Source organism: Candidatus Acidianus copahuensis (genome assembly GCF_000632495.1).
In the GTDB taxonomy this organism is placed as follows: Archaea; Thermoproteota; Thermoprotei_A; order Sulfolobales; family Sulfolobaceae; genus Acidianus; species Acidianus copahuensis.
Genome location: NZ_JFZT01000040.1, coordinates 1 through 23,568 on the forward strand (window position 1 = coordinate 1; position 23,568 = coordinate 23,568).

General features: G+C 37.3%; 19 protein-coding genes and 2 pseudogenes. 15 read left to right on the forward strand and 6 right to left on the reverse strand.

Annotated elements, in window-relative coordinates:
* Positions 1 to 177: 177 nt before the first annotated feature.
* The 5 genes from CM19_RS12550 (at position 178) to CM19_RS13540 (ending at position 3,489) form a co-directional block, all read left to right on the forward strand.
* The gene (locus CM19_RS12550; protein ID WP_052349472.1) at positions 178 to 525 is read left to right on the forward strand and encodes a zinc ribbon domain-containing protein; all 348 of its coding nucleotides are present in this window, start codon (positions 178 to 180) and stop codon (positions 523 to 525) included.
* A 197-nt stretch (positions 526 to 722) separates the two neighbouring features.
* The gene (locus CM19_RS06565; protein WP_048099662.1) at positions 723 to 1,613 is read left to right on the forward strand and encodes a pirin family protein; all 891 of its coding nucleotides are present in this window, start codon (positions 723 to 725) and stop codon (positions 1,611 to 1,613) included.
* A gap of 415 nt (positions 1,614 to 2,028) precedes the next feature.
* Entirely contained in the window at positions 2,029 to 2,316 is a 288-nt protein-coding gene (locus CM19_RS06570) for a hypothetical protein (protein ID WP_200869393.1), read from the forward strand.
* Positions 2,313 to 2,705: a hypothetical protein gene (locus CM19_RS06575; RefSeq protein ID WP_048099663.1), complete on the forward strand. Its 393-nt coding sequence runs from the start codon at positions 2,313 to 2,315 to the stop codon at positions 2,703 to 2,705. Before CM19_RS06570 ends, CM19_RS06575 begins: the two co-directional genes overlap by 4 nt.
* 685 nt (positions 2,706 to 3,390) lie before the next feature.
* Complete coding sequence (locus CM19_RS13540; protein WP_150111401.1) at positions 3,391 to 3,489, forward strand: zinc ribbon domain-containing protein; 99 nt, start codon at positions 3,391 to 3,393, stop codon at positions 3,487 to 3,489.
* Between the two features lie 181 nt (positions 3,490 to 3,670).
* Here the strand turns inward: CM19_RS13540 and CM19_RS06585 are convergent, their stop codons facing one another.
* Positions 3,671 to 4,813, reverse strand: a complete 1,143-nt coding sequence (locus CM19_RS06585) for an MFS transporter (protein ID WP_048099665.1) — start codon at positions 4,811 to 4,813, stop codon at positions 3,671 to 3,673.
* Positions 4,814 to 4,819: 6 nt separating this feature from the next.
* Here CM19_RS06585 and CM19_RS06590 point away from each other — a divergent pair, with 6 nt between their 5' ends.
* The 6 genes and pseudogenes from CM19_RS06590 (at position 4,820) to CM19_RS06610 (ending at position 9,695) form a co-directional block, all read left to right on the forward strand.
* Positions 4,820 to 5,428 (forward strand): class I SAM-dependent methyltransferase, encoded by a 609-nt coding sequence (locus CM19_RS06590; RefSeq protein ID WP_235185639.1) that lies wholly within the window; start codon positions 4,820 to 4,822, stop codon positions 5,426 to 5,428.
* Positions 5,429 to 5,607: 179 nt separating this feature from the next.
* On the forward strand, positions 5,608 to 5,859 hold the full coding sequence (locus tag CM19_RS06595; RefSeq protein ID WP_048099666.1) for an AbrB/MazE/SpoVT family DNA-binding domain-containing protein: 252 nt from the start codon (positions 5,608 to 5,610) through the stop codon (positions 5,857 to 5,859).
* A 36-nt stretch (positions 5,860 to 5,895) separates the two neighbouring features.
* A pseudogene (locus CM19_RS13545) lies at positions 5,896 to 6,075 on the forward strand (PIN domain-containing protein); the annotation flags it as partial.
* A gap of 267 nt (positions 6,076 to 6,342) precedes the next feature.
* A pseudogene (locus CM19_RS06600) lies at positions 6,343 to 7,467 on the forward strand (AAA family ATPase); the annotation flags it as partial.
* Positions 7,468 to 8,052: 585 nt separating this feature from the next.
* Positions 8,053 to 9,240, forward strand: coding sequence for a thiolase domain-containing protein (locus CM19_RS06605; RefSeq protein ID WP_048099668.1), 1,188 nt, complete (start codon positions 8,053 to 8,055; stop codon positions 9,238 to 9,240).
* The gene (locus tag CM19_RS06610; RefSeq protein ID WP_081801238.1) at positions 9,237 to 9,695 is read left to right on the forward strand and encodes a Zn-ribbon domain-containing OB-fold protein; all 459 of its coding nucleotides are present in this window, start codon (positions 9,237 to 9,239) and stop codon (positions 9,693 to 9,695) included. The genes CM19_RS06605 and CM19_RS06610 overlap by 4 nt, the downstream gene beginning before the upstream one ends.
* A 193-nt stretch (positions 9,696 to 9,888) precedes the next feature.
* Here CM19_RS06610 and CM19_RS06615 read toward each other — a convergent pair whose 3' ends face one another.
* From CM19_RS06615 to CM19_RS06630, 4 genes are all read right to left on the reverse strand, one after another.
* The gene (locus CM19_RS06615) at positions 9,889 to 10,650 is read right to left on the reverse strand and encodes an SDR family oxidoreductase (protein WP_048099669.1); all 762 of its coding nucleotides are present in this window, start codon (positions 10,648 to 10,650) and stop codon (positions 9,889 to 9,891) included.
* Between the two features lie 260 nt (positions 10,651 to 10,910).
* On the reverse strand, positions 10,911 to 12,299 hold the full coding sequence (locus CM19_RS06620; protein WP_048099678.1) for a 4-hydroxyphenylacetate 3-hydroxylase N-terminal domain-containing protein: 1,389 nt from the start codon (positions 12,297 to 12,299) through the stop codon (positions 10,911 to 10,913).
* Positions 12,300 to 12,677: 378 nt separating this feature from the next.
* The gene (locus CM19_RS06625; protein ID WP_048099670.1) at positions 12,678 to 13,175 is read right to left on the reverse strand and encodes a MaoC family dehydratase; all 498 of its coding nucleotides are present in this window, start codon (positions 13,173 to 13,175) and stop codon (positions 12,678 to 12,680) included.
* A gap of 31 nt (positions 13,176 to 13,206) precedes the next feature.
* Positions 13,207 to 14,346, reverse strand: coding sequence for a CaiB/BaiF CoA transferase family protein (locus CM19_RS06630; protein WP_235185640.1), 1,140 nt, complete (start codon positions 14,344 to 14,346; stop codon positions 13,207 to 13,209).
* 293 nt (positions 14,347 to 14,639) lie between these two features.
* Here CM19_RS06630 and CM19_RS06635 point away from each other — a divergent pair, with 293 nt between their 5' ends.
* From CM19_RS06635 to CM19_RS06645, 3 genes are all read left to right on the forward strand, one after another.
* Positions 14,640 to 16,154, forward strand: coding sequence for a long-chain-fatty-acid--CoA ligase (locus tag CM19_RS06635; protein WP_048099672.1), 1,515 nt, complete (start codon positions 14,640 to 14,642; stop codon positions 16,152 to 16,154).
* 126 nt (positions 16,155 to 16,280) lie between these two features.
* Positions 16,281 to 17,453, forward strand: a complete 1,173-nt coding sequence (locus tag CM19_RS06640; RefSeq protein ID WP_235185641.1) for an acyl-CoA dehydrogenase family protein — start codon at positions 16,281 to 16,283, stop codon at positions 17,451 to 17,453.
* Positions 17,454 to 18,436: 983 nt separating this feature from the next.
* The gene (locus CM19_RS06645; protein ID WP_048099679.1) at positions 18,437 to 19,825 is read left to right on the forward strand and encodes an MFS transporter; all 1,389 of its coding nucleotides are present in this window, start codon (positions 18,437 to 18,439) and stop codon (positions 19,823 to 19,825) included.
* Positions 19,826 to 19,851: 26 nt separating this feature from the next.
* Here CM19_RS06645 and CM19_RS06650 read toward each other — a convergent pair whose 3' ends face one another.
* On the reverse strand, positions 19,852 to 21,237 hold the full coding sequence (locus tag CM19_RS06650) for an RNA-guided endonuclease InsQ/TnpB family protein (protein WP_052349475.1): 1,386 nt from the start codon (positions 21,235 to 21,237) through the stop codon (positions 19,852 to 19,854).
* A gap of 626 nt (positions 21,238 to 21,863) precedes the next feature.
* Between CM19_RS06650 and CM19_RS06655 the strand changes: the two genes are divergently transcribed.
* Positions 21,864 to 22,967, forward strand: a complete 1,104-nt coding sequence (locus CM19_RS06655) for an MFS transporter (RefSeq protein ID WP_420804713.1) — start codon at positions 21,864 to 21,866, stop codon at positions 22,965 to 22,967.
* The last annotated feature ends 601 nt before the right edge of the window (positions 22,968 to 23,568 follow it).

The window sequence follows — 23,568 nt, forward strand, 5'->3', positions numbered from 1 at the left end:
GGTTGTATATTAAGTGGAAGAGGAAGTTAAACGACTATAATAGACGCTACCGTAAGGAAAGTTGTTGAATTCTTATACAACAAAGGTGTCTCACTAATCAAGGTTGGTTATCCAAAGAACATAAGTCAGAAAAAGGGCAACTTCCTAGTTGCTAACGTCTGGTCTTACAAACAAGTTATGGACAAGTTGAGGGATGTTGCTGAAGAACACGGAATAACTGTTAAGTTTGTTAACGAGGCACACACTTCAACTACTTGTCCCATCCACGGTAATGGATGCGGGAAAAGAGTTTCAAGGGGTTTGTTTAAGTGTACAACATCTAACAAAGTATTTAACGCAGACCTAGTTGGTGCGTTTAATATATCCATAATCCCGAGTCCTAATGATGGTGGGATCACCAGAGGGATAGGGATAAGTTGGGGTAAGACCACCCCACTGGTCTATACGTGGACGAGAGGATCGGGGCTGGTAGTACCAGCTAGCTATGATTCTATGAGGGTGAAACGTATGGATCAAAACCTATGAACCGCTCTGAGGGAACCCTCGCTCTTTAGAGCGGGGAGGAAGTCAGAAGCTTGATATTACTCCAAATATGTAAGTCATTCCATAATATGGAGATTAAGTATATTTAAATATCTTAAATAATATCTCTTGATTATTCCATCAAAATAACAATAATCAAGTTGAACTAACCTTTTTAATTTACTTAACAATGTAAATTCATGTTAAGAAGGATTTCATATCTACTTAAAGGAAGAAACACGATAGATGGGGCTGGAGTTAAACTCTATAGGGTTTTTGGAGGTTATGAGACTAATCAGTTAACTGACCCGTTTCTACTTCTTGACTTTTTCGGATCAAGTAATGTAAAGGACTATATTGCAGGATTTCCTTGGCATCCCCACAGAGGAATTGAAACCTTGACTTACCTAATTCAAGGAAAGGTTGAACATGAGGATAGCACGGGAAGCAAAGGAACTCTTTATCCTGGGGATGCTCAGTGGATGACAGCAGGTAGTGGGGTTTTCCATCAAGAAATGCCTAGACCCCTAGAGGAACAGGACGTACTACACTCACAAGTGTTGGATACTACAAATAAGGGATTACAACTATGGATAAACTTGCCTAGAAATATGAAGATGACCGATCCTATTTATAGAGATGCTAGATCTGGAGACATTCCAGAAGTTAAGATTGACGGAGGTAGGATCAAGGTAATTACCGGAGAATTTGATGGAGTAGAGGGCCCAGTAAGAGTAAATAGCCCAGTAGATCCCACTTATTATGAGGTAAAACTAGATCCAGAAAAGGAGTTTAAAGCTAAGGTAAGAAATGGGTATACAGTACTAGTATTCATAATGCAAGGTTCAGGGAAAGTTGATGATAGGGTAACTCTAACTGAAGGAAATTTGGGAGTATATGGGGATGGTGACGAAATAAGGATTACTACAGATAAGGAAAGGGCTAACTTCATAGTTCTTTCAGGTAAACCGATTAGAGAACCAATTGCTTGGTATGGTCCCATTGTTATGAATACAGAGGAAGAGATATCTCAGGCTCTCCTAGATCTTAGGAGAGGAAGTTTTGTAAAGAAAACTCCAATATTTCAGTGAACTATTTTTTTCCTTCAATACCTTTTAGAAATAACTTGTATTTTTATATTGCTTATTTTAATTCTCTCTTCCTCTTATTCTTTTCAATCTTAGCTAACTCAATGTCTGAGAATTTTGTTGTAAAGATCTAACGTACTTTCTGTCACATGAACTTTTAATTAAATTGAAAACCTCTTTACGTTTATAAATGTTAACCCTTGTCTTTGTAATATGCATTGAGGCACTTTTCCGTGTGAATCTCGATAGGAGGCATATCATACAACGAAAATTACAACTGAAAGCCTCGCTCTTTAGAGCGGGGAGGAGGTCAGAATTGTTCATAAGTCGATAACGTAATCAATGAAAGTCTGAAGAGAAACTAAGAGCATATACCTAGACGAGCAAACTTTTTAGTGTGATAGCAAAGAAAATTAATATGGATAATAACATCTACTCCTTTCAATTCCCAAATTCCTATTTCCCAAATTCCTATAATGTTAATGCTCAGTTTTCTACTAATCTAAATATAGGCATCATAGTTAACGTTGATAAAGAATTTGGAAATCTTTTCATAAAGTTTGAAGGGAGAGAGACTATAAAGAGTGAGGAAGGAGATGCATTTGTAACCATAGGGATTGACAAGGATAAGAGAATATCGTACATCTCCATAGAACCGGATGATAGAGAATTAAAAGAATTCATAAAGGGGATAAATAACTCATGAGCATCAACTCGGTTAACTATGAGGTAATAAAGATTACTGAAGGTAGATATAGACTAAAAGTTGGTCAAGAAGATGTTTTGATAAAAACTTTCCCAGTTATTTTGAACGTTTTTGAAACTCCAGATAAAGAGACTTCATTTTCAGTTAACGTTGTAGTATCAGTTGATAGCCAACAAAAGAAGTTTGGGACTCTGTGCAACCCTTCTATGATTAATCATCCTCCCGTAGAAGTAGAAATTATAGAAAGGAGAGATGCGGAAGTTTTGCTTAAAGTTAATGATAAAGAGAGAAAAGTGAAAATAATAGCGACGAATATATCTATATATCCAGAATATAGAGATAATTTGGGTAATCCGTGTACAGCAGTTAACTGGGTAATAGCTTATTGAAATGTGAACTTACTTTACACGCGCGTAATAGACTACGCGAGAGAGCAAGTGAGTTAAGCCGTGTATGTGAAGACGTATTTAGCGAAATATGGAGTAAAATTAACGAGTTCTGTGAAAAAGACCCCATCATAAGAGCTATCAAGAGGAACGATGAATACTCCTCGTGTGTGAAATTAGATTGTGATAATTTCTATTTGGTAATAGTATTTGCTATAAAGGAAGATGGAGTTAAGATAATTACATTATTCCCTACTAGCAAAAAAGTTACTTTGGAAAGATACTGCTACTGAGTTTATTGTATTAGAGTAGTTTAGTAGCTTTCATCTTAAATTTCTTTACATTAAACTATTACTTACAACAAATATGTATATATTCATAGTGTCGTCAAATTATGGAAAATCGTTCAGTTGGGTCGGAATTAACATGATATTAAGACTTTATCAACAGTCGACGACACTATCAATAACATGAAGTGATGTTCTAAAAACTTTGAGGAGTCGAGACTGAAAATAGCAAAAGTATATGAATCAAGTTAACTTTCGTCGTGATTTATACTACAAACTGGGTAAGTATCGCGCTGAGAACTATGAGACGTTGACTATGGAGGATATAAAAGTTAAGTAGCTTGTTTCGAGCTCTGCTACTCTCCTTGTTGGTTTTTACGAGATGAAACAAAAAGTGGTAGATGGAGAAACACGGTAAGGAGTTCAAACTAGTTAACCCAGCCTACACTTCAAGGACTTGTTCAAGACGTGATTATGTGAAAAGAAAGATTCCTCTTTAGCAGAGGACTTTCATCTGTGAAATCTCTAGTTAATATACTGACCTTGATTTAGTTGGATCTCTCGACGTTTTCTTCTCTGGTGGATCCCCCATTGATCCTGTGGAGTTACCCCTCTACCTTGGCAAAATCAAAGCAAAGGTCGACGATGAAGCAGAAAGCCTCCCACTTTGGAGCAGATACTTCAGCCAACTTGAATAGGCTTTTTAAATGGTTTAGGTTCCTTCAAAATAAGGTAAAGAAATGAGGCAAATATCCTTAACCCACCCACTAATCCGAGTAGTTCTCTAATACCAAATATTCCCATACTCGCTATAAAGACTGACGCTAATATTGATCCGAGGCTTGAACCTACAATCTCAGCGATACCCTGGACAAGGTTAACGTAACCCAGGGATTTCCTCACGTCGTCGGAAGAATCATAAAGGTAAGATAGATAAGCTGTTGAATTTATAGAGGAAGTAAATCCAGAAACAAGCTGAGACGCGTATATTTCCCATATATTAGTGGAAAGGGCGTAAGCTAGAGGAAAGGCTGCCAGACTTAATCTGCCAAGGAACATCATCATCTTCCTGTTTTTATCTACAAGGGAACCAACCCATCTCTGTATAACTAAAGTTGAGGATAAAGATATCACGTCAATTATTGCTATGTTAAAGTAATTCATGGAGAAAATATAGTATTGGGCTAAAGGGAAGAGTGGCCAAGCTAAAGACCAAACTGTGAAAAATATAAATGAAATAGCCAAGTATTTCTTTATCTCAGAAGGTAACTTTCTGACCCTGGACTTCACGCTTACAGCGTCTACATCAAACTTAATCGCAAAGTAAACGTCAAGTAGTATTAGCCCTCCAGTTATTCCGAAAAAGTACCTAATATCCTGAGTCCTTCCTCCCACTATTAACCCTGTAATCAGGGTGGCAGCAAGACCTCCAAGGGTAGAGTAAAAGGAGTAAGTGGCTAAGGTCTTTCCCCTCGACGTTCTACTGACTTTTTCCATGATAAGGTACCAACCAAAAAGCGAGATACCTAGGGACGATTCCAAGAACAGGTATATCAGCGTAAAGGCTAGATTAAAGGGTACTAGGGCAAGAAGAATCCATCCGATAGCAGAGAGGACTGTTCCATAAACAACTAGCGATTTCCCGCTAGTCCTGGAAAAACCTAGAAGGAACTGCATTATCGAGGGTAAGAAGCTTGATGCTGAGGAAATCAACCCTAGTTGCTCGCCTAAAATGCCTGAAATTACAGAGGTAAAAGAAATAAAGGGCTGAACTAAATTTAAAGCAAAGTTCTTTATTACAACGTAAGTTCTTAGCGGTTTCAATATGAATTGAAAACATTTGGAAAAAATAAGGTTGACTCATTTGAAGAAGAGGGAAATTTATTATTCGTATCATCTATTGATTATATGGATCACTTTAATCCAGATCGACTTTTAAGTGATGAAAGGAAGAAGTTTGAAGATCCAGAAAAATTTCTTCCAGAACTACTAAAAACAGGGGAAATAGTGGCAGATCTTGGTTGCGGTCCAGGCTATTACTGCAGGGTATTGAAAGACTACGCTTCAAAGCTCTACTGCGTCGATAAGAGTTTAGAGATGATACAGAGAGCAAGGTCTTACTGTCAGGGAGATAACGTGGTTTTCGTTAATAGGGAAAGTAGTGATACATTAATTCCATCAGGAACAGTTGACGTTGTAATCTTGGCAAATTCCTTTCATGATATGGATAGGGATGCAGTCTATGAGGAGATTAAGCGAATATTGAAGAAGGACGGTAGGGTTATAGTTGTAGACTGGAGGAAGGATGCACCGTTTGGCCCACCTCCCCAAAAGAGGATGTGTAAGGAGGACTACTTAAGCTTTTTCAAGGACTTTAAACTTGATAGGGAATTCTATGTAGGCCCATATCATTTTGGACTGGTGCTTACGAGAATTTGAACTGCGCCTCATCCTTTCCCTACCTTTTCATAAAAGGAATGCGACACTGTGCGTACCAAAACCCAACACTGACGTTAATTATACCTTGTTTTTCCATATTTGTTAGCACGCCGGTAACATTTTGATCTAAATGGATCCTCTAAGTTAAACCTTTAACTTATTAGTTAAACCGTAAACTTGTGAAGAACGTATATAGATTAAAAGTTTATAAAAAAGGGATAATAGTCATTCCAAAAGAGGTAAGGGATTTACTGCAAATAAGTGAAGATGGCGAAGTTGAACTTGTTATTGAGGGAAAGGAAGTAAAGCTTAGGAGACCTAACCTTACTTTAGGGGACTTATTTGGGATTGATAAGGACATAGATTGGGAGAAAGAATTAGAAGAACTAAGGAGAAAAGAGGTAGAAAATGAAGAAAGATATATTAGCTGATACAGGAGTGTTTTTAAATATTTTAATGGGGATCATAATGCGAAGGAGCTAATTGAAAAGAAGAAGAACGAAATATTTACGTTAGAGTTAAATCTAGCGGAGCTAATATATCTAGTGAGAAGAAAATTTGGATTGGAAACAAGCTTATTAAGGGAAAACATTCTAAGGAACTCATTTACTGTAGTTCTTATTACTTTGGTATTAGGGTTTTACTGAATGTGGTTTTTGCACACTTGTTCTCCTTTCCTTTGCCATCTATTTAACTAATTTATTACCTTAATACTTCCAGTTAGTAAAAATTATGCTTTACCCTTATTAAATTTTCTTAACAAGCTATCGAACAATAAAGTTCATAACTACTTGATTGGCATAAGAGAGTGTTGAGTTAAGCTTAATTTTCCGGCTCCGAAATTCTTACGGTGGCGTAAATTTTACTTCTCTACCAGACCAAAGAGTGATAGAAAAGACTTATATGATAGGGAGGGAGAGATTGAAGAACTAAAGGACATCATAACGCATAAGGATTTTGGTGCAATTCTAGGAGTAAGGAGAATAGGAAAGACAAGCCTCGTTAGGGTGAGTCTGAACGAGTTATCACAAGGCATATTAACGTTTACCATGAACCTAGCAAGGATAGGGGAAGAGAAAAAGGTTTACAGGTTAGAGGAGTTTTCGAGACTCTTTGTCGAGAACGTTAAGGAATTCATGGAGAGATACACCTTTGCTGGTAAAATAGGGAGACTGTTAGCAAACAGACTTGGTGTAGATCCAGAGGTTATCCTAAATTTAAATTGGGCACAGTTAGGGTTGAAGTTGAGGGAAATAAAGACGCAAGACATAAACGAGTTTATAAGGGCTATGGACTCTTTAGCTAAGGATAACAGGAGGACATTAGTCGTTTTCCTAGACGAATTTCAGTATATAAAGAAGGTTAACAACTTCGATGTGGGATCATTCCTACATGACATTTACGATTGGTGCGACAATACCGTTATAATAGTATCTGGGAGTATTGTGGGTGTTGCAGAAGAAGTGTTAAAACAAGTAGAGGCTACAAAACCGTTTTACGGTAGGAAATTCTTCAAAGTGTATTTGAAGACGTTTACAGAAGAGCAATCAACCGACTTTCTGAAGAAGGGTTTTGAACAAGAAGGAGTGAGAGTAGAAGATGTGACTATAGAAAGGGCTGTAAAACTTTTTGACGGTATTCCAGGTTGGCTAACACTCTTTGGGAAGGAATATACTTATTCCGTAAAACACGGAAGGAAAGCGGATATAAAAGATATACTCAAGGAGGCTGGGAAAGAAGTTGCCATTGAGTTTACTAGGTTCCTAAAGAACTCTTCTTCACCGAACAGATATTCTGGGATAATACTAGCTATAGATAGGTTAGGAGGTAAGGGTAAGCTTAGTGAAATAACTCAAGGGTTGAACGTCCTATTGAAAGATAATGCTGAAGAGTCAAGGGTAAAGGAACTGCTAGATACTCTAATATCTTATGGTTATATTGTTAAAACGGGTAGAGGTAGGTATTCGTTACCTAACGATACACCCACTAAGATTGGGATCAAACATTCAGCTAAAAAATGGTTAAAGACTTTCTCTTAGTAATATTGTAACACCAATCGTCAACGAAATAGCAACTCTTGGCTTTTTACAATTATATAGGCTTAAGGCATGGGAGAAACGTCCAAGAACATTTAAATGAACAGCGTAAAGCCCTTCTTTATGAATGTCGGTTAAATCGCATATTAAGGTTGGCAGACACATGCTTTATTTTTACATTAATATTCTAAACTAAATTTAACGTTGTAGACTTCGTCAAATGATGATAAACCTTGGTACTAAACCCTTTCTCATCGTTTTAATAAATAGCATCTCAACACTTGTTTAAACAGTAAACCTTTCAAATATCTTGATCTCAACTAAAATGATTCCCTTGTATTTCGTACTATGCTTGAAATTCGAAAGTAAGACTTAACTTCTTGGAGATCCTATTATCAATCTAGACACCAAACTTAACGAAAGGTCTATTAGAGAGACTACAGTTTGTTAATTCTACTTTGTGCCTATCATCCTGTCTTAAAAGGCGAGGATTTAGTTGTAATGGCTGAATTTACCATTCAGGGATAAATTATCCTATAGCGCAACAGTAAAGAAAACTAAATAACTTGTCCATTTATATATATTTCAATGAAAAACGTCGCAATAGTAGGAACAGGGCATACAAAGTTTGGAGTTAGAACGGACGTAAATTTGCAGGAATTGGCCTGGGAAGCGATAAAACAAGCTTTGGAGGAGGCAAGTTTAGACCAGAGCGATATTCAATACTTTGTTGTCGGAAACTTTGGAAACTGGAGCTCTGAGGAAATACCCGCAGTCGTGATAGGGGAGTATTCAAATTTAAATCCTAATGGGACAATGAGAGTTGAAGCAGCTTGTGCTACTGGTAGCGCGGCTTTAAGGGACGCGTATTTATCTGTAAAATCCGGGGAAGTAGATATAGCTTTAGCTGTAGGAGTTGAGCAAATGCATCAATCTCCAAATCCTAACACGATTGAGCTAATAGGAAGAGCTGGGGATTACTTCTGGGAATTTCAAAACTTTGGCTTAACTTTTCCTAGCTACTACGCTCTTCACGCCTCAGCTTACATGAGCAAGTATAATGTAAAGGAAGAGGATTTAGGGAATATAGCTGTAAAGAATCACTACTATGGAGCAAGAAATCCCTACGCTCAGTTTCAGAAGGAGATTACGATGGAGGATTACCTTAACTCTCGGCCAGTTGCTTATCCGTTAAGGATCTTAGATTCCTCACCTATAACCGATGGTGCAGCAGCCGTTCTGTTAGCGTCAGAAGAAGTAGTAAAGAGAATAACGGACTCTCCTATATGGATAACCTCCCAAGGGACTGCAAGTGGAACTGCTAACTTAAGTAGGAGAAGTGATTTCACTCACATTGAGGCAGCAGAACTTGCTGCCAAACAGGCCTACAAAAAGGCAGGGATAAACTTTGAAACTTCTTGGAAGTATTTTGACGTGGCTGAGGTCCATGACTGCTTTACGATAGCTGAAGTAATGGCATACGAGGATTTAGGCTTTGCCAAGAGGGGAGAAGGATACCAACTTGCTAGAGAGAATCAAACCTATATAGGGGGCAAGATTCCAGTTAACGTTGATGGGGGATTGAAGGCTAAGGGACATCCGATAGGAGCTACTGGAATAAGTATGGCAGTATCAATAACTAGACAATTACTGTACAGATCGCATAAGGGGACTCAGGTAGATGTTAAGAACGGAATGGGGTTATTTCATAATGTAGGCGGCACAGGCCACTACGCATACGTTACCATACTCTCTTCTAGGAGGCCATCTTCATGACATCCAACGAATTTCCAATAATCTATGATCAGAAGAGCGGAAACGCTCTATGGATAGATCTAAGACAGCTAAACTTAAGATACCAGATACCAGTGGGCAAAATAGGCAAGTTTTTCGAAGGTTTAAAGCAAGATAAGGTCTTAGCTACTAAATGTCCAAAGTGTGAAGAAATATACTTTCCTCCTCAAGATGACTGTCCTAAATGTAAAATATCTGGTTTGGAGTGGATAGAGATGCCAGAAGAAGGGGAATTATTGTCCTATAGCGTGATTAACGTTAAGCCTCCATCATTTTCGCATTATCCCGACTACGTTGTTGGTATTGCCAAGATGAAAAACGGTGTGAACGTTTTGGCCTGGATTAAGTCCAAAGATCTCAAAATTGGGATGAAAGTAAAGCTAAAAGTAGTAAAGAGGGAACCAGAGGGTTATTTGACTTACGAGCTAGGAGATTAAGGAAGAAATGAGTTTAAATTATTATTACATATTATTTGTTAAATTGGAGTAAAAAGTCTTTAATTCAAATAACTAGTTTTTTATTTAGAGTCCATAAATTTTTTACTTTTTAAAAAGATTTATCAGTCCTAATAAAATTTTGTTCCTCCAACCTCCGTAGTGAGCGTTGCCACCTAGAACCTAACTTAAGGATCTATAATTTTATTCCTCCCTTCAAAGTCTCACCAGAGTCTATTACGAAGGTCTGTCCGGTCAATGATTCTATTTTCAATATGGCTGCAGTAAACTCCGCTATCTCTTCCGGTTCCAATATTCTACCCATTAAAGTGAATTTTTCGGCGAATTCCCTCTCGCTCATAGCTAGGATCTGATACATGCTCTCCCCTAACTTAGTTTTAACAAATCCCGGGGCAATTGAGTTAACCCTTATCTTAGGAGCTAATTCTAGGGCTAAATATTTAGTTAAGGTTATCACAGCAGCCTTCATAGCTCCGTATATTGATAACCCTGGTAAGGGGGAAAGGCCAGCAACTGACGCTACATTTACTATAGCCCCACCTTCCCTAATTTCCTTTGCAAATATTTGAGAGCAATAAACTACTGACTTAAAATCTGTAGAGAAATGCTTATCCAAAAGTTTATCATCAACTCCCATAAATGGTGAGTATAAACCTATGCCTGCGTTATTTATCAGCACATCAACGACTTTATATCTCTCCAACGCGCTTCTCAGTATTGTCTCGCACCCTTCCCTTGTCGTAACGTCAGCTAGAACGCCCAATGCCTCTCCTCCTATTTCCTTAATGATCTTTATAGTTCCTTCCAATTCATCTGTCCTCTTCCTTGCATTAACAACTATTAAACCTCCTTCTCTTGCCAGCCTAATAGCTATAGCCCTTCCAATACCTCTACCCGATCCCGTGACCACAATTACTTTATCTTTTAAGGTATACATAAACGAAAGTATAGTTGATTAAGGAAATAAGGTTAAGTCTAATTAATTCAAAGTATTCCTATTATAGCTATAAATTCAAGACGAGAGTTCCTAGACTCCCGGAAAAATTTGTTGAGATCTTTTGATTCCGATACCTGACCCCACGCCCTGAAAGGTAAGGCTTTCAGTTGTAAACCTTTTCTCAACATTTTTTTAAATATAGATCTAAGAACAGCTATAGTGAGTCACGTGGGTAACACAATTTTAATGATTTTTAAGTATCAATCTAATATCTTTTTCACCAATCCTTCAGCCTCGGAGTAATCATAACTTCTGAAGAGTTCTAACTTACTTGCTTCTATTGATCCTTCAGCGTGGATCATAGTGGTTAGCATGTAACCCGTAAAAGAACTGGAGGCTAATTCCTTTACCATCCTTAAGATATTAGCCCTTTCCTTTCCGTCTACTGAACCTCTGAGATATTTTACAATGTTACTTCCTTCGCTTCCCTGTAAATCTTCCTGAGAGGGTAACGTGGAGATTATTCCTCCGGCTACATCTATTACGTCTTTGATAATATCGTGAAAATGTACATTAGAATACAACTTTCCAACATTAGTAAAGGTGGGATTAGGTAAAGCCACCTCATCTAGCATTACAGGATTTACGGCGGAAGCTATGGCGCAACTTCTTAAAATCTCTTTATAGAGTATGATATCCACTACGTCGTCCCTAACATGTTTCTCGTTCTCTATTCCGTTCGCTTTTGATACTAACCTAGAGGACCCGAGGTATAAGTCCATTGCAGCTGACCTATACGAGAGAGCGGTAAACCTGTGGAACGTTGCAAATAGAGAAGCTAAGCTTCCGGCATAATCGTATTCCTTGAATAGAAATACTCTATCCCATGGTACAAAAACGTCGTCAAACACTGTCAGAGTTTCTAGCTCGTAGTCCTTTTTGCTTAAAACAGCAGAGGAATTTCCCTCTAACTCGTCTATTGGCCTAACGTATAGCTTTATTCCAGGAGTGTTAGTGGGAACAGCGAAGGCTACCGCATAATCTTTGTCGTTTTCCCTCATAGCCCTAGTAGTTATAACAACTATTTCGCCTGATACAGCGGACTGTGTAGTATGGGCCTTAGCCCCCCTAACTACAATTCCATCGCTCCTAACTTCTGATACCCTAACATACATGTCCGGATCTACCTGTTCGCTTGGTCTCTTACTTCTATCTCCCTTTACGTCAGTCTGGGCGGTTGCTAAGGTTAAATCTTCCCTTTTGACCTTATCGAGATATTTCTCTACTCTTTTGTAATAATCCGTTCCGTACCTTTTGTCAACCTGTTTTGATGTGATCATTAACGCAAACAGGGCGTCACTACCTATAGCTTGAGAAATGTTAAATATGCCATTACAGTATAGCGTTGTATCATATATCAACCTATGTCTATCTAAAAGGTCTTGGGAAGATCGCGGTATTTTAAAGAACTTACTTTTTAGCTCTTCACCTTCATTATACAATCTGTTTGGGTAGTCATATAGCTTAGAGGCATGTAATGCACTTACTCTCAAAACTGGGTGTTGTGTGATATCCTCTACTAATTTTCCCCTGTAGTATACCTTTCTCCCATCATTTAACGATTTAAGGAATGTCTCCTTAGTTCTCATAAATATAAATAGATTGAGCATGTTAATTAAATAATCGGAATAACTTGCTTTTCCCTTATACACTTATTTGTATAATGAAATAATAACCGATTTTAAACGAGAGAGATAAACGATCACGGGTTTTGTAAAATTTCATATCGCAAGGATCATATGACGGTTTTACTTCATGAAACAACGCCCTAAATTTACTACAAATTAAGTTCCCGAGACTTTTTATATAAAACAATTGTTAAGACATCTCCAAAGAGACTGAGTGATTCTTGCGTGCTTTCTCAATCTTTTCAGGACTAAATATCATGTCTCCTAAACTAGGAATTATTCAATTTAAAGAGTTTTTAAATATTTTAAAAATTTTTACAAGAAGAAATAAGTATAGCATTAAGTTTTTTCCTTTCTTTCCCCTGTCCACGAACTCCCTCTTTTCCTTATCATAAATACTCTTTCAAACTCTATTACCTTTTTACCTTCCTGGTTATATCCCCAGGTTTTAATTTTAACTACGCCAAATCCTGGTCTACTCTCCGATTCTCTAGACTCTATTACCTCTGCCTCTGCGTAAATGGTATCCCCTCCAAATACTGGACTAATGAACTTAACGTTTTCTATACCTAACATAAAACCGTTTTGACTTGTTTGCTCAACTAACATACCAGCAACTATTGCTAAAGTCAAAAATCCGTTAACTACGAGCCTTCCCTTAAATGGTTCCCCTGAGAAATACTTCTCTGTATAATCCCGATTGAAATGAATTTGGTTAGAGTTATTGGTTAGCAAAGTAAACCAAATGTTATCGACGTCAGTTATCGTCCTACCCACTTTACTCTTAAATTTCTGACCTATCTTAAAGTCCTCGAAAAAGGGGGCTTCCAAACTCATGATAAATTAGTAACTTGATAAAGTAATAAAACTATCCTTCTTTATAAACTATACCTCTTTTTGCAAGATCTTCAATATCATTTTCGTCGTAACCTAACTCTAGGAGAACTTCCTTAGTGTGCTGTCCAAGTCTTGGTGCATAGCTTTTCCTACCTACGTTTAACTTATCGGAGTTTACAGGAAAGTTAATGTATTTAATACCATTTCTTTCATACGTTAAGTTTTTGCCATATTTTTCGAAGGCTTCCCCTAAGTTTAAAACGGGAGCAACTGGAACGTCAATTTTACTCAGAAAATTAATCCAGTATTCATTGTTGTTGTTTTGAAATATTTTCTGTAGTTCACTAACTATGAAGGCCTTATTTTCTAGTCTTTTTGAAATAATATTGAATTTTAATAAATCATCTCTATTTAAAGCTTTACATAACCTATTATATTGTTCATCATTAAACACTGCCAAATAGATGTAACCATCAGTTGTTTTGAAAGCTTGATATGGAACTAAATACCTATGAGAGGATCCTGTTCTTTTAGGGATTACTCCAGCGTTTAAGAACATGTAAGCGTCTTCTAAAGTTAGGTAAAACTGTGTATAGATCATTGGAACGTCTATGAATGCAGGACCTCCCTTATTCAAAGCCCACAACACGCTTATAGCGCCTAACAATGCTGTAGTTATATCTGCTATTGATGTGGCGAATTTCGCTGGAGGTCCGTTCTCATCTCCAGTCATATCCAATAGCCCGCTTAAAGCCAGTATAGTTGCGTCATAAGCCGGCCTGTCAGCCTCGGCGCTAAAGTTTCCAAAACCGGTTATTGAGCAGTAGATTATTCTGTCGTTTATCTTCTTTACGCTCTCATAGTCAACTCTTAACCTCTTTAGTGCTGAAGGCCTATAATTAGTTATAATTACATCAGAAGTTCTAATTAATTTATTGATAATATTATAACCCTCCGTGGTCTTTAAGTTAATTACAACACTTCTCTTACCCCTATTCGTGCTTGCAAAATAGAGGCTAATTCCATTCACTTCAGGCTTAACGCTTCTCCTATCATCTCCATTAGGAGGCTCAACCTTTATTACGTCTAAACCTAAGTCGGCAAGAATTTGACCTATTAATGGGGCGGAAATGTTATTGCCTAATTCAAGAACCCTTAAATTTCCGGTCACATTTTTTTGGTTTAACTTATAATGTATAAAGTTAACACTCATATTTTAAAAAAAAGGTAAGCCGTCTGATACTATAGACTTCTAACTTTGATTGAGCGATCAAGATGTTTTCTGGAAAATTCTAGAATTCTGCGGTTCATTTGTCTACAGATATTCTTAGAATTTCTATTATCTTGCATAAATTTTCCATTTTTTATATCTCTATTTTTCAAAAAATATAAACATATATAACAATATAATATACAATTCGCATTTATTAGTAACAATTTTAAACTCAGCCGATTATTAGGTTTATGGACTCAACAATAATGGATTATCAGCTCAATATAAGGTCGATATTTTGGAGAGTTGAGAAGATCCATGCGGACAAGGAGATCGTGTCTAGAACCCATCAAGGGAAGATAAAATATACTTACAAGGAATTTGCTGAAAGGGTGAGGAAATTAACTACTTTTCTCGAGAACAAAGGACTGGGCGGAAAGCCAATAGCGTCAATAGCTTGGAATACGCATAGACATCTAGAGCTATACTTTGCAGTTCCAATGTTAGGTGGAGTTTTACACACAGTAAATGTAAGGTTTCATCCAAACGAAATGGAGTATGTAATAACGCAGATGGGAGACTCTGCAGTCTTTCTAGACGAAGACGTTTTAGATATATTCAAGGAGTCAAAACTCAACCTACAACATTACCTGTTAAATCAAGATTATGATAGAGAAGTCAACTCACAACTCCCCATTAAGGATTTCCCTGATGTTGACGAAAAGAGTGGGGCGGTTAGTTGTTTTACTTCAGGAACAACGGGAAGACCTAAAGGCGTTATTTATAGCCATAGGAGCATATTTGTCCACTCCCTTTCCCTCCTCTCAGCTGACGTTCTAGGTATATCGTCCAGCGATTCGGTAATGGTTGTAGTTCCAATGTTTCACATATCTGGTTGGGATGTCCCATTCTCAGCTCTAATGACCGGATCAAAGCTTGTTCTTCCAGGTCCTAGACCTAAAGCTGAGGATCTACTTCAACTAATTCAAGAGGAGAAGGTATCAATAGCTATTGGGGCTCCGACTGTTTGGATAGATTTCATAAATTATGTAAATAAAATAAAGGCAGACATTTCCTCACTAAAGTCTGTAGTAATGGGCGGATCGGAACCACCTAAAGGGTTGATAAAAAGCTTTGTGGATATGGGTATCAAGGTATATCACGCGTGGGGGATGACAGAGACCGAAGCGATAGCCACAATTAACAAGGAAAACGATATAGATAAAGTTACGAGACAGGGGTATCCAATTCCAGGATTTGAGATAGATTTACGTGATCCTCTCGGAGATAGATTACCTTGGGATGAAAAGACTATTGGGGAGTTAGTGGTTAGAGGAGCTTTTGTTACCGCTAAATACTTAGGACAAGAATCCAAAAACTCTTGGCTGAGAACGGGAGACGTTGCTATCATCAACTCAAAAGGTAGCGTTAAAGTAGTTGATAGAATTAAGGATTTAATTAAGAGCGGTGGGGAGTGGATCAGTACTGTTGACCTAGAGAACGCGATAATGTCCCACCCAAAGGTACTTGAAGCCGTTGTAGTTGGAGTCCGTGATGAAAAGTGGGGCGAGAGACCTGTAGCCTTAGTAGTACCTAAAGAGAAAGTCAGCGAAGATGAAATAAGAGATTATCTGTTATCGCTTAACGCTTTCCCGAAGTGGTGGATCCCAGAGAAAATAATATTTGTAGATTCCATTCCAAAAACCAGCACAGGTAAATTAGACAAGAAGAACGTAAGGGATACCGTTGCTAAATTGATACATTGAGACAAAACCTGGGATACACAAATAAAAATTTTATTCTACAAGTTAGTAAGTAAAAAATTAATAGATATATTCTAATGTAATATAAGTAAACTTTTTATTCTACTAAATAACGAGAAAATGATCTTAATGGGTGAAGAACTAAAGACTAACCCGGATTGGTATCTGATTTTAAACTCTGTAAACGAGTTAATGAAAAAGTTTGATGAAAAATATTGGCTGAATAAAGATATTGCGCGCGAGTTTCCATATGAATTTCTTGACGATTTCATGAAATTAGGATTAGGATCTATCATTATTCCCAAGAACTATGGAGGGGTAGACAACGGTTCTAAGTTGGCCTGCAATATACTATATCTAATTAACGTTAAAGGTGGAAATTCCTACGTAGTGCATGGACATTATTACAACACCTTACTCTTGTCAAGACATGCTGGAGAAAAAATAAGGGAAAAGTACTTTAAGGAAATAGGAAATGGATCCAAGGTATTATCATTAGCCTTAACTGAACCTGAATCTGGATCCGATAGTACTAGAATAAAGACGTTTGCTGAAAAGAGGGGGGATAAATACGTTATAAAAGGACATAAAATATTCATTTCTAGGATAAAGTATTCTGACATGATGGTACTAGTAGCTAGAACAAAGCCCTATGAAAAAGTAGAGAAGAAAACCGATGGAATTACGTTATTCTTAGTAGACTTGAGGGAAACAAAAGACAGAATTGACATGAGAGAAATAAAGACTATGTCAAATACTTCAGCTTATGAACTCTTGATAGACGGATTAGAAGTGCCAGAGGAAAACGTAATAGGGGAGGTAGATAAGGGATTTTACTATCTCTTAGATTTATTAAATGCGGAAAGATTCATGATAGCCTCAGAAATGGTTGGAAACGCTGAGTGGTTTATAAACAAAGCCACTAGCTACGCTAAGGAGAGGGTTGTATTTGGAAAGCCTATAGGGAGCTATCAAGGCGTACAATTCCCTCTAGCTAAGGTGTACGCTGAGTTGGAAGCTGTTAAATCTTACCTTAACGAAGGTTTAAAGTATTTAGAGAGTGGAAAGGATACAAAAATGATTGGAAACTATGCTAATATATCTAAATATTTAGCTACTGAAGTAGCTTGGAATGCTGGTAATGTTGCCATGGACGTTTATGGAGGTTATGGATACGCGGTGGATACAAGTGTTGAAAGAAAACTGAGAGAAACTAGACTGTATAAGGTCGCACCAGTTTCACAAAACTTAGTCCTAGCCTATATAGCGCATCATATACTAAACTTACCTAGATCTTATTAATCTATTGATATTCTTTCAATTTATTTTAGTTGTCAGCCCTTTTGCGTTGTCCTATTGTGATAGAAAAGCCAAGTATTCTTTCAATTTATTTTAGTTGTAGATATAATTGACGAAGCGGAAGACCGTGATTCAGATATTCTTTCAATTTATTTTTTGAGAAAAGGACTTTGTTAGAGTATAGACCCCTTATAAGTCAATTAACATTACCCAAGAAAACAAGAAAATAAATCATCGACTCATGATCCATTTAAAACTAACTCTTTCATAGGTAGAGGAGTCTTGAAAGGATAAGCTTCCAATGGAAAAAAAAGACCAGTCTTCTCCGCATATACCTATTGTTGGAAGCTAAGAACGATAAGTTAGTGACCTCACCTCTTTCATCTAGGAAAATTCTAGGTCAAATACGTAGTTCTACAAAATAAGGCAAAGCTAGTTATCGTAAAGTTAAACTGAATAGTGGGAAAAAAATCTACTTGATCTCTAACCTATTATAGGATCTTCTCAAAGAGAGAAGAAGACTAGAGTCCTAAGTAGCAGATGTATAGGACCTTTACCATCCTCGATTGGATACGTTAAAACCTTGGAAGATACAAGAGAAGACCAGTAAAGACCAAGAGTATATGAAATCCTACCCCAGTAAGTTTTCTAACAACCTTAAGACGACAAGGATGGAGATCTTAACGCCTTTTTAATAAAGGACTTCCGCTTTAACCTTCACTTCAAGTAAAAATACTTTGTGAGAAATACGCCAATCAAGAAAGGAAGGACGTCTAAGTGAAGAAATTACTTAAGAAGCCCCCTTGATCTTATACCCATATCTACGCGATGTCGCTTTCAGTGAAAAGATGTCATCAGATGATAAATTGAAAAAGTAAGTCAGAACCATTTTTTCTACAAAGTTAGTAAGTAAAAAATTAATAGATATATACCAATGTAATATAAGTAAACTTTTTATTCTACTAAATAACGAGAAAATGATCTTAATGGGTGAAGAACTAAAGACTAACCCGGATTGGTATTTAGCTAGGTTAGACAGGACTCCTACCTGGGGTTTAAGATATGCAATAATATGGGCCATGGGCTTCAGCTTTTTTATAACCTTATACGACGTAATTAATGTTGGTTTTGCTCTACCTTATATTCCTTTCATAGTTAGCGCAAGTCAATCGTCAATTATTGCATCTCTTGGCCTATGGGGATATGTGGTTGGTGCTCCTCTTTTTTCATATTTTGCGGACAGAGTTGGTAGAAGACCAACACTTGTATTCACCGCACTCCTTACTGCAATTGGTAGTTTTGGGGATGCCCTATCCGTAAACTACCCTATGTTAGCAGCCTTTAGGTTTTTAACTGGAATGGCTATAGGAGCAGACTTAGTTCTAGTAATGACGTATATGTCAGAAATGTCTCCTTCCTCAAAAAGGGGCAGATATACTAATTTGGCCTTTATAGGGGGATGGGCCGGGATAGGCATAGGTCCATTCATAGCTGCTCTAATAGTGACAAGTATTCCGTCCATAGGCTGGAGACTAGTGTTTGCTGTTGGAGGAATTCTAGCTGTACTAGCACTAGCGATAAGAGCTTTCGCCCCAGAGACTGTGAGGTTTTTAACCGCCAAGGGTAAGTTCACTGAAGCGGATAGATTAGTAAGCTCAATGGAAGTTACTTCTATGAAAAGAGCTAATTTGAAATCTCTGCCAGAACCAGTTATAAAAAATTATTTCATAAAAAATCAGAATCCATTTACTATTCTGGCAAAGCCTAAATACTTAAAGAGATTGTTAGCACTGTTCTTCCTAATGTTTTTCGTCTACTTTATGGATTATCCTTTCTTAGTAATTCCTGAAACTTGGGCTAAATACGTGTTAGGATACTCAGGGTCATTACTCTCTCAAATAGTATTCCTTTTCGGCGTTGCAGGGATTGGTGCGTTCCTAGGTTCCATTTTACTCAGGCCATTCATAGATAAATACGATAGAAGAAAGATGACAATAATTTCGGTTATCATCTATGCCTTGGGAACTGCAATTATGGGATTTGGAGGGGCGATAAGATCGCCCTATACTTTCTTCGCTGGCGCATTCATTGCGGAGCTAATAGGAGTTGGGTGGTATCAACTATATTACCAAATGTGCGTTGATAACTTCCCAACTTCTGCAAGGGCAACGGGTTACTCAATAGCTGATGGTGTTGGGCATTCTGGAGGAGCAATAGGTTTACTGGTAATTATTCCGTTAATTTACGCGTTAGGAAATATTGGAGGATGGCTAATACCTTGGATACCCGCAATAATTATGACGTTAATAGTACTGTTGGTAACACCAAACACTGTAGGAAAGAGATTGGAGGAACTGACCTCCTCCCCGCTCTAAAGAGCGAGGGTTCCCCTCAGAGCGGTTCATAGGTTTTGGTCTATACGTTTCAACCTCATAGAATCATAGCTAGCTGGTACTACCAGCCCCGATCCTCTCGTCCACGTATAGACCAGTGGGGTGGTCTTACCCCAACTTATCCCTATCCCTCTGGTGGTGGTTCCCTCAACACCACCATCATTAGGACTCAGGATTATGGATATGTTAAACGCACCAACTAGGTCTGCGTTAAATACTTTGTTAGATGTTGTACACTTAAACAACCCCCTTGAAACTCTTTTCCCGCATCCATTGCCGTGAATGGGACAAGTAGTTGAAGTGTATGCCTCGTTAACAAACTCAACAGTTATTCCGTGTTCTTCAGCAACATCCCTCAACTTGTCCATAACTTGTTTATAAGACCAGACATTAGCAACTAGAAAGTTACCCTTTTTCTGACTTATGTTCTTTGGATAACCAACCTTAATTAATGAGACTCCCTTGTTATACAGAAACTCAACAACTTTCCTTACGGTAGCGTCTATTATAGTGTTTAACTCCCTTTTCCACTTAACATATAATCGTCTTATTTCATTTGAGAACGGTTGTTTATACAAGGATAACAATTTCTGTTTCATACTTATCAGTTTCATGAAGTAGTACGAGATAGATTTTAACACCCTAGTCTTGATTAACACTTGTGTACCGTCAGAGATGTAGACAGCTAACAAGTTGTTTATCCCTATATCTATCCCACCTACTAAATTACCTTTTGGTGTTAGTGGTACTTTCATCCACTTACCCGTCTTTCTGTCAAGTCTTTCATTTGCCTTTATGGTAATGTGGGCATACCACTTACGCAACATGGAGTTGTATATTATTTCTAGTCTTCCTTGTTCCCCTCTATAGTATATTTCTCCCTTGTATCTTATCTTCAAGTCCTCGAATTTTCCTAAATGGCGTAGTTCAATCTCTTGTTTCTCTTTATCTATCTTGTATTGATCTTTCCTCAACACTATTATCAACTTTCTCTTCTTCTTGTCTTTCCAGTAACCTGGTGGGTTTATCTTCTTGATAAATGGTAGTAGTAGTTTTTCCTCTTTCTTTGCCCTTAACAAGGAGAAGAATGAACTCCACGCCTCATTGTTCTTGTTTAAAACTTGTTGTGCTGTTATTGTACCTACCTTTTCCTTGTACTCATTATACCACTTGTTATAGGTACCCTTGATATCAACGCTGTGTTCACCGTTAAAGAACTGTCTTCTCCTCTCATAGTTTACTTGGTTCCATAGTTTTGAACACAAGTTTCCTAGTTCTTTTAACTCCTCCTCTTGTTCTTTTGTTTGAATTAGCTCTACAGTTACGGTGCGTTTGAGGACTGATACAGTAGGCATAGGGACTGATCCCTTCTTACTCTTCTTAGGTTTACCCACCGTACCGTCCTCATTAGGAGTTACTCTCTACCTTTTATAAACTTTTTTTGATAACATCCCCGCTCTAAAGAGCGAGGCTTTCAGTTGTAACCGTGAAAGCTGGGAATTTGCGAATAACAAGTAGTTTACAGAATTAAGATGAGTTTCATGGAGTTAGCTTTACGGACATTTATTGCCCTATAAACCTTGGGCTTCACGTTCTGAAGAAAGCCCATCATCCCGAACCATTAACGAGGTGAATCCTCTTGCATCTTTGAAAGTCTTATCAAAGACCTCTGAGGTGTGGAAAATCCACGCAACTTGAGTTACTTTTCTTTACATTTTTGTTCTTTTATTACTCCTTTCTTCAAGTTATATACATCTAAAATTTTAATTAATATTGTTCTTATTAATATACATAAGCATTTTGAGGTAGAAAAAGTTGAATAATGTATAAAAAAAATATCAGCATTAAGTAAAAAACTGCTGTTTGGACGTGATGCAGATGATGGTTTTGACGTAGTCCGTACAAGAAAAAACTGTCTAGATATCTTTAACCCTAACATAATTGGATTAAGGTAAGGTTACATCCTTACTGGAGTTAACCTCCACGGTTAAAAATTAATTTTTTGTTACCTATTAACCCTGTGAAAGGAAAGTCCATCGTGGCCATTGGCTTTACTATCATGGCGTTCAACTCCTTATATCAATATTCTTGGAATGCCCTATCCCCCCTATTAGAGCGGGGACTAAATGTTGGTCTTTTCCAGATCTCCATAGCGTTTTCGCTCTTTACTATATTTTCCTCTATTTCACAACCTTTCGGAGGGGGATACGCTGACGTCCACGGCCCTAAAGGGGTTGGAATTCTTTCAGCTGTCCTTTCGGCGATTGGCTTTTTGGGAACATACTTTACTCCTAACATCCAGATCTTCTACGTTTTCTGGTCGTTAGGTAGTATAGGAGAAGGCATATTATACGGAATTGCAACAAACCTAGGAGTAAAGTGGTTTAAGCAAAGAACTGCGCTTGTTACGGGTCTGATCTCCCTCGGATTCGGTATAGGTTCCATTGTCGTAAACCCGATAATATTCTACTTGCATAATTTTAGGGAGATTGTTCTCTATATAGGATTAGTAGAGATCGTGGTTTTGCCACTACTCCTTTTTTTAATTGACTATCCAAAAAACACGCAGGGAAAGGGAGTAAGGGAAACAACCCTCTCTACGTCATTCTGGATACTCTACGTTTCATTTATAGCTTCCTCTACTCCCCTGTTAGTAGTGTCCTCTTCCCTTTCAGCTATTGGTTTTTACCTTCCAAAATTACAACTAGAGACTATAATCTCAGTATTTCCTCTGACAAGTGGATTGGGAAGACCTATATTTGGAGAAGTTGGAGATAAAATTGGAATACTAAAATCTACAATCCTAATAAACATCGTTGAGGAGATAGGGAGCTTATCCCTTTTCTATAACCCTATCATAGCTGCAATTCTTATAGGGATAAGTGGAGGATCGGCAGCAACCCTCTACTTTAACATATCTGGACTAATTTTTGGAAAAAAATTTTCCACAGCAAATAATGGAATACTTTACACCGGTAAAGCCTTGAGTGGAATTATAGGAAGTAGTATTTTTAGCCTAATTTTCTTATTTTCCACAGATATAGCTTACATATTTGTATCAATATTTCCAATAATAGCTCTAAGTCTGATTATTATTATAATAAAAAAATATAAGGTTTCATAAAGGACTTTTTGGATTAAATAATTTTAGAAGCGCTATATTTAGTTTAATTCTTTAGTTAAATATTTATTATAGACTGTTGTCTATAATTTTATCTTGCTTAAAGATAAATTAATAGAAGTAAGCAGGAAAAGTAGGGAGAAAAGTAAGGGCGTTAAACACTTTTCGGTATTATGAACGTGGATCGTATCGTGAATTGCTAGGATTAATATAGGGGTTATAAGCTTTTGAAGAAGGGAAAATTTAAAGTGTTCGTTAGATCAGTTAATGTGACTAAAAAGTTTTGTCGATCCCTTTTCTATTTATGATAAGGGACAGTTCTAGATTAGAAGCGTAAATTTCCAATTTTTTCTTTGAGATAATAAACGTAAAAATGCGAGTCTCAATGCGACTAGTGCGTATTACAAAGAGGAGGGTTAACATTTATAAACGTAAAGAGGTTTTCAATTTAATTAAAAGTCCTTGCGACTGAAAGGACGTTAGATCTTTACAACAAATTTGGTCGCATGATGGGTTGGCTAAAACAGATAAAAATAAATAAGAGAAAGGGAGAAATGAAGATAAGTAGTATAAAAATACATCAGTTGCATCCTAAAAGGAATTG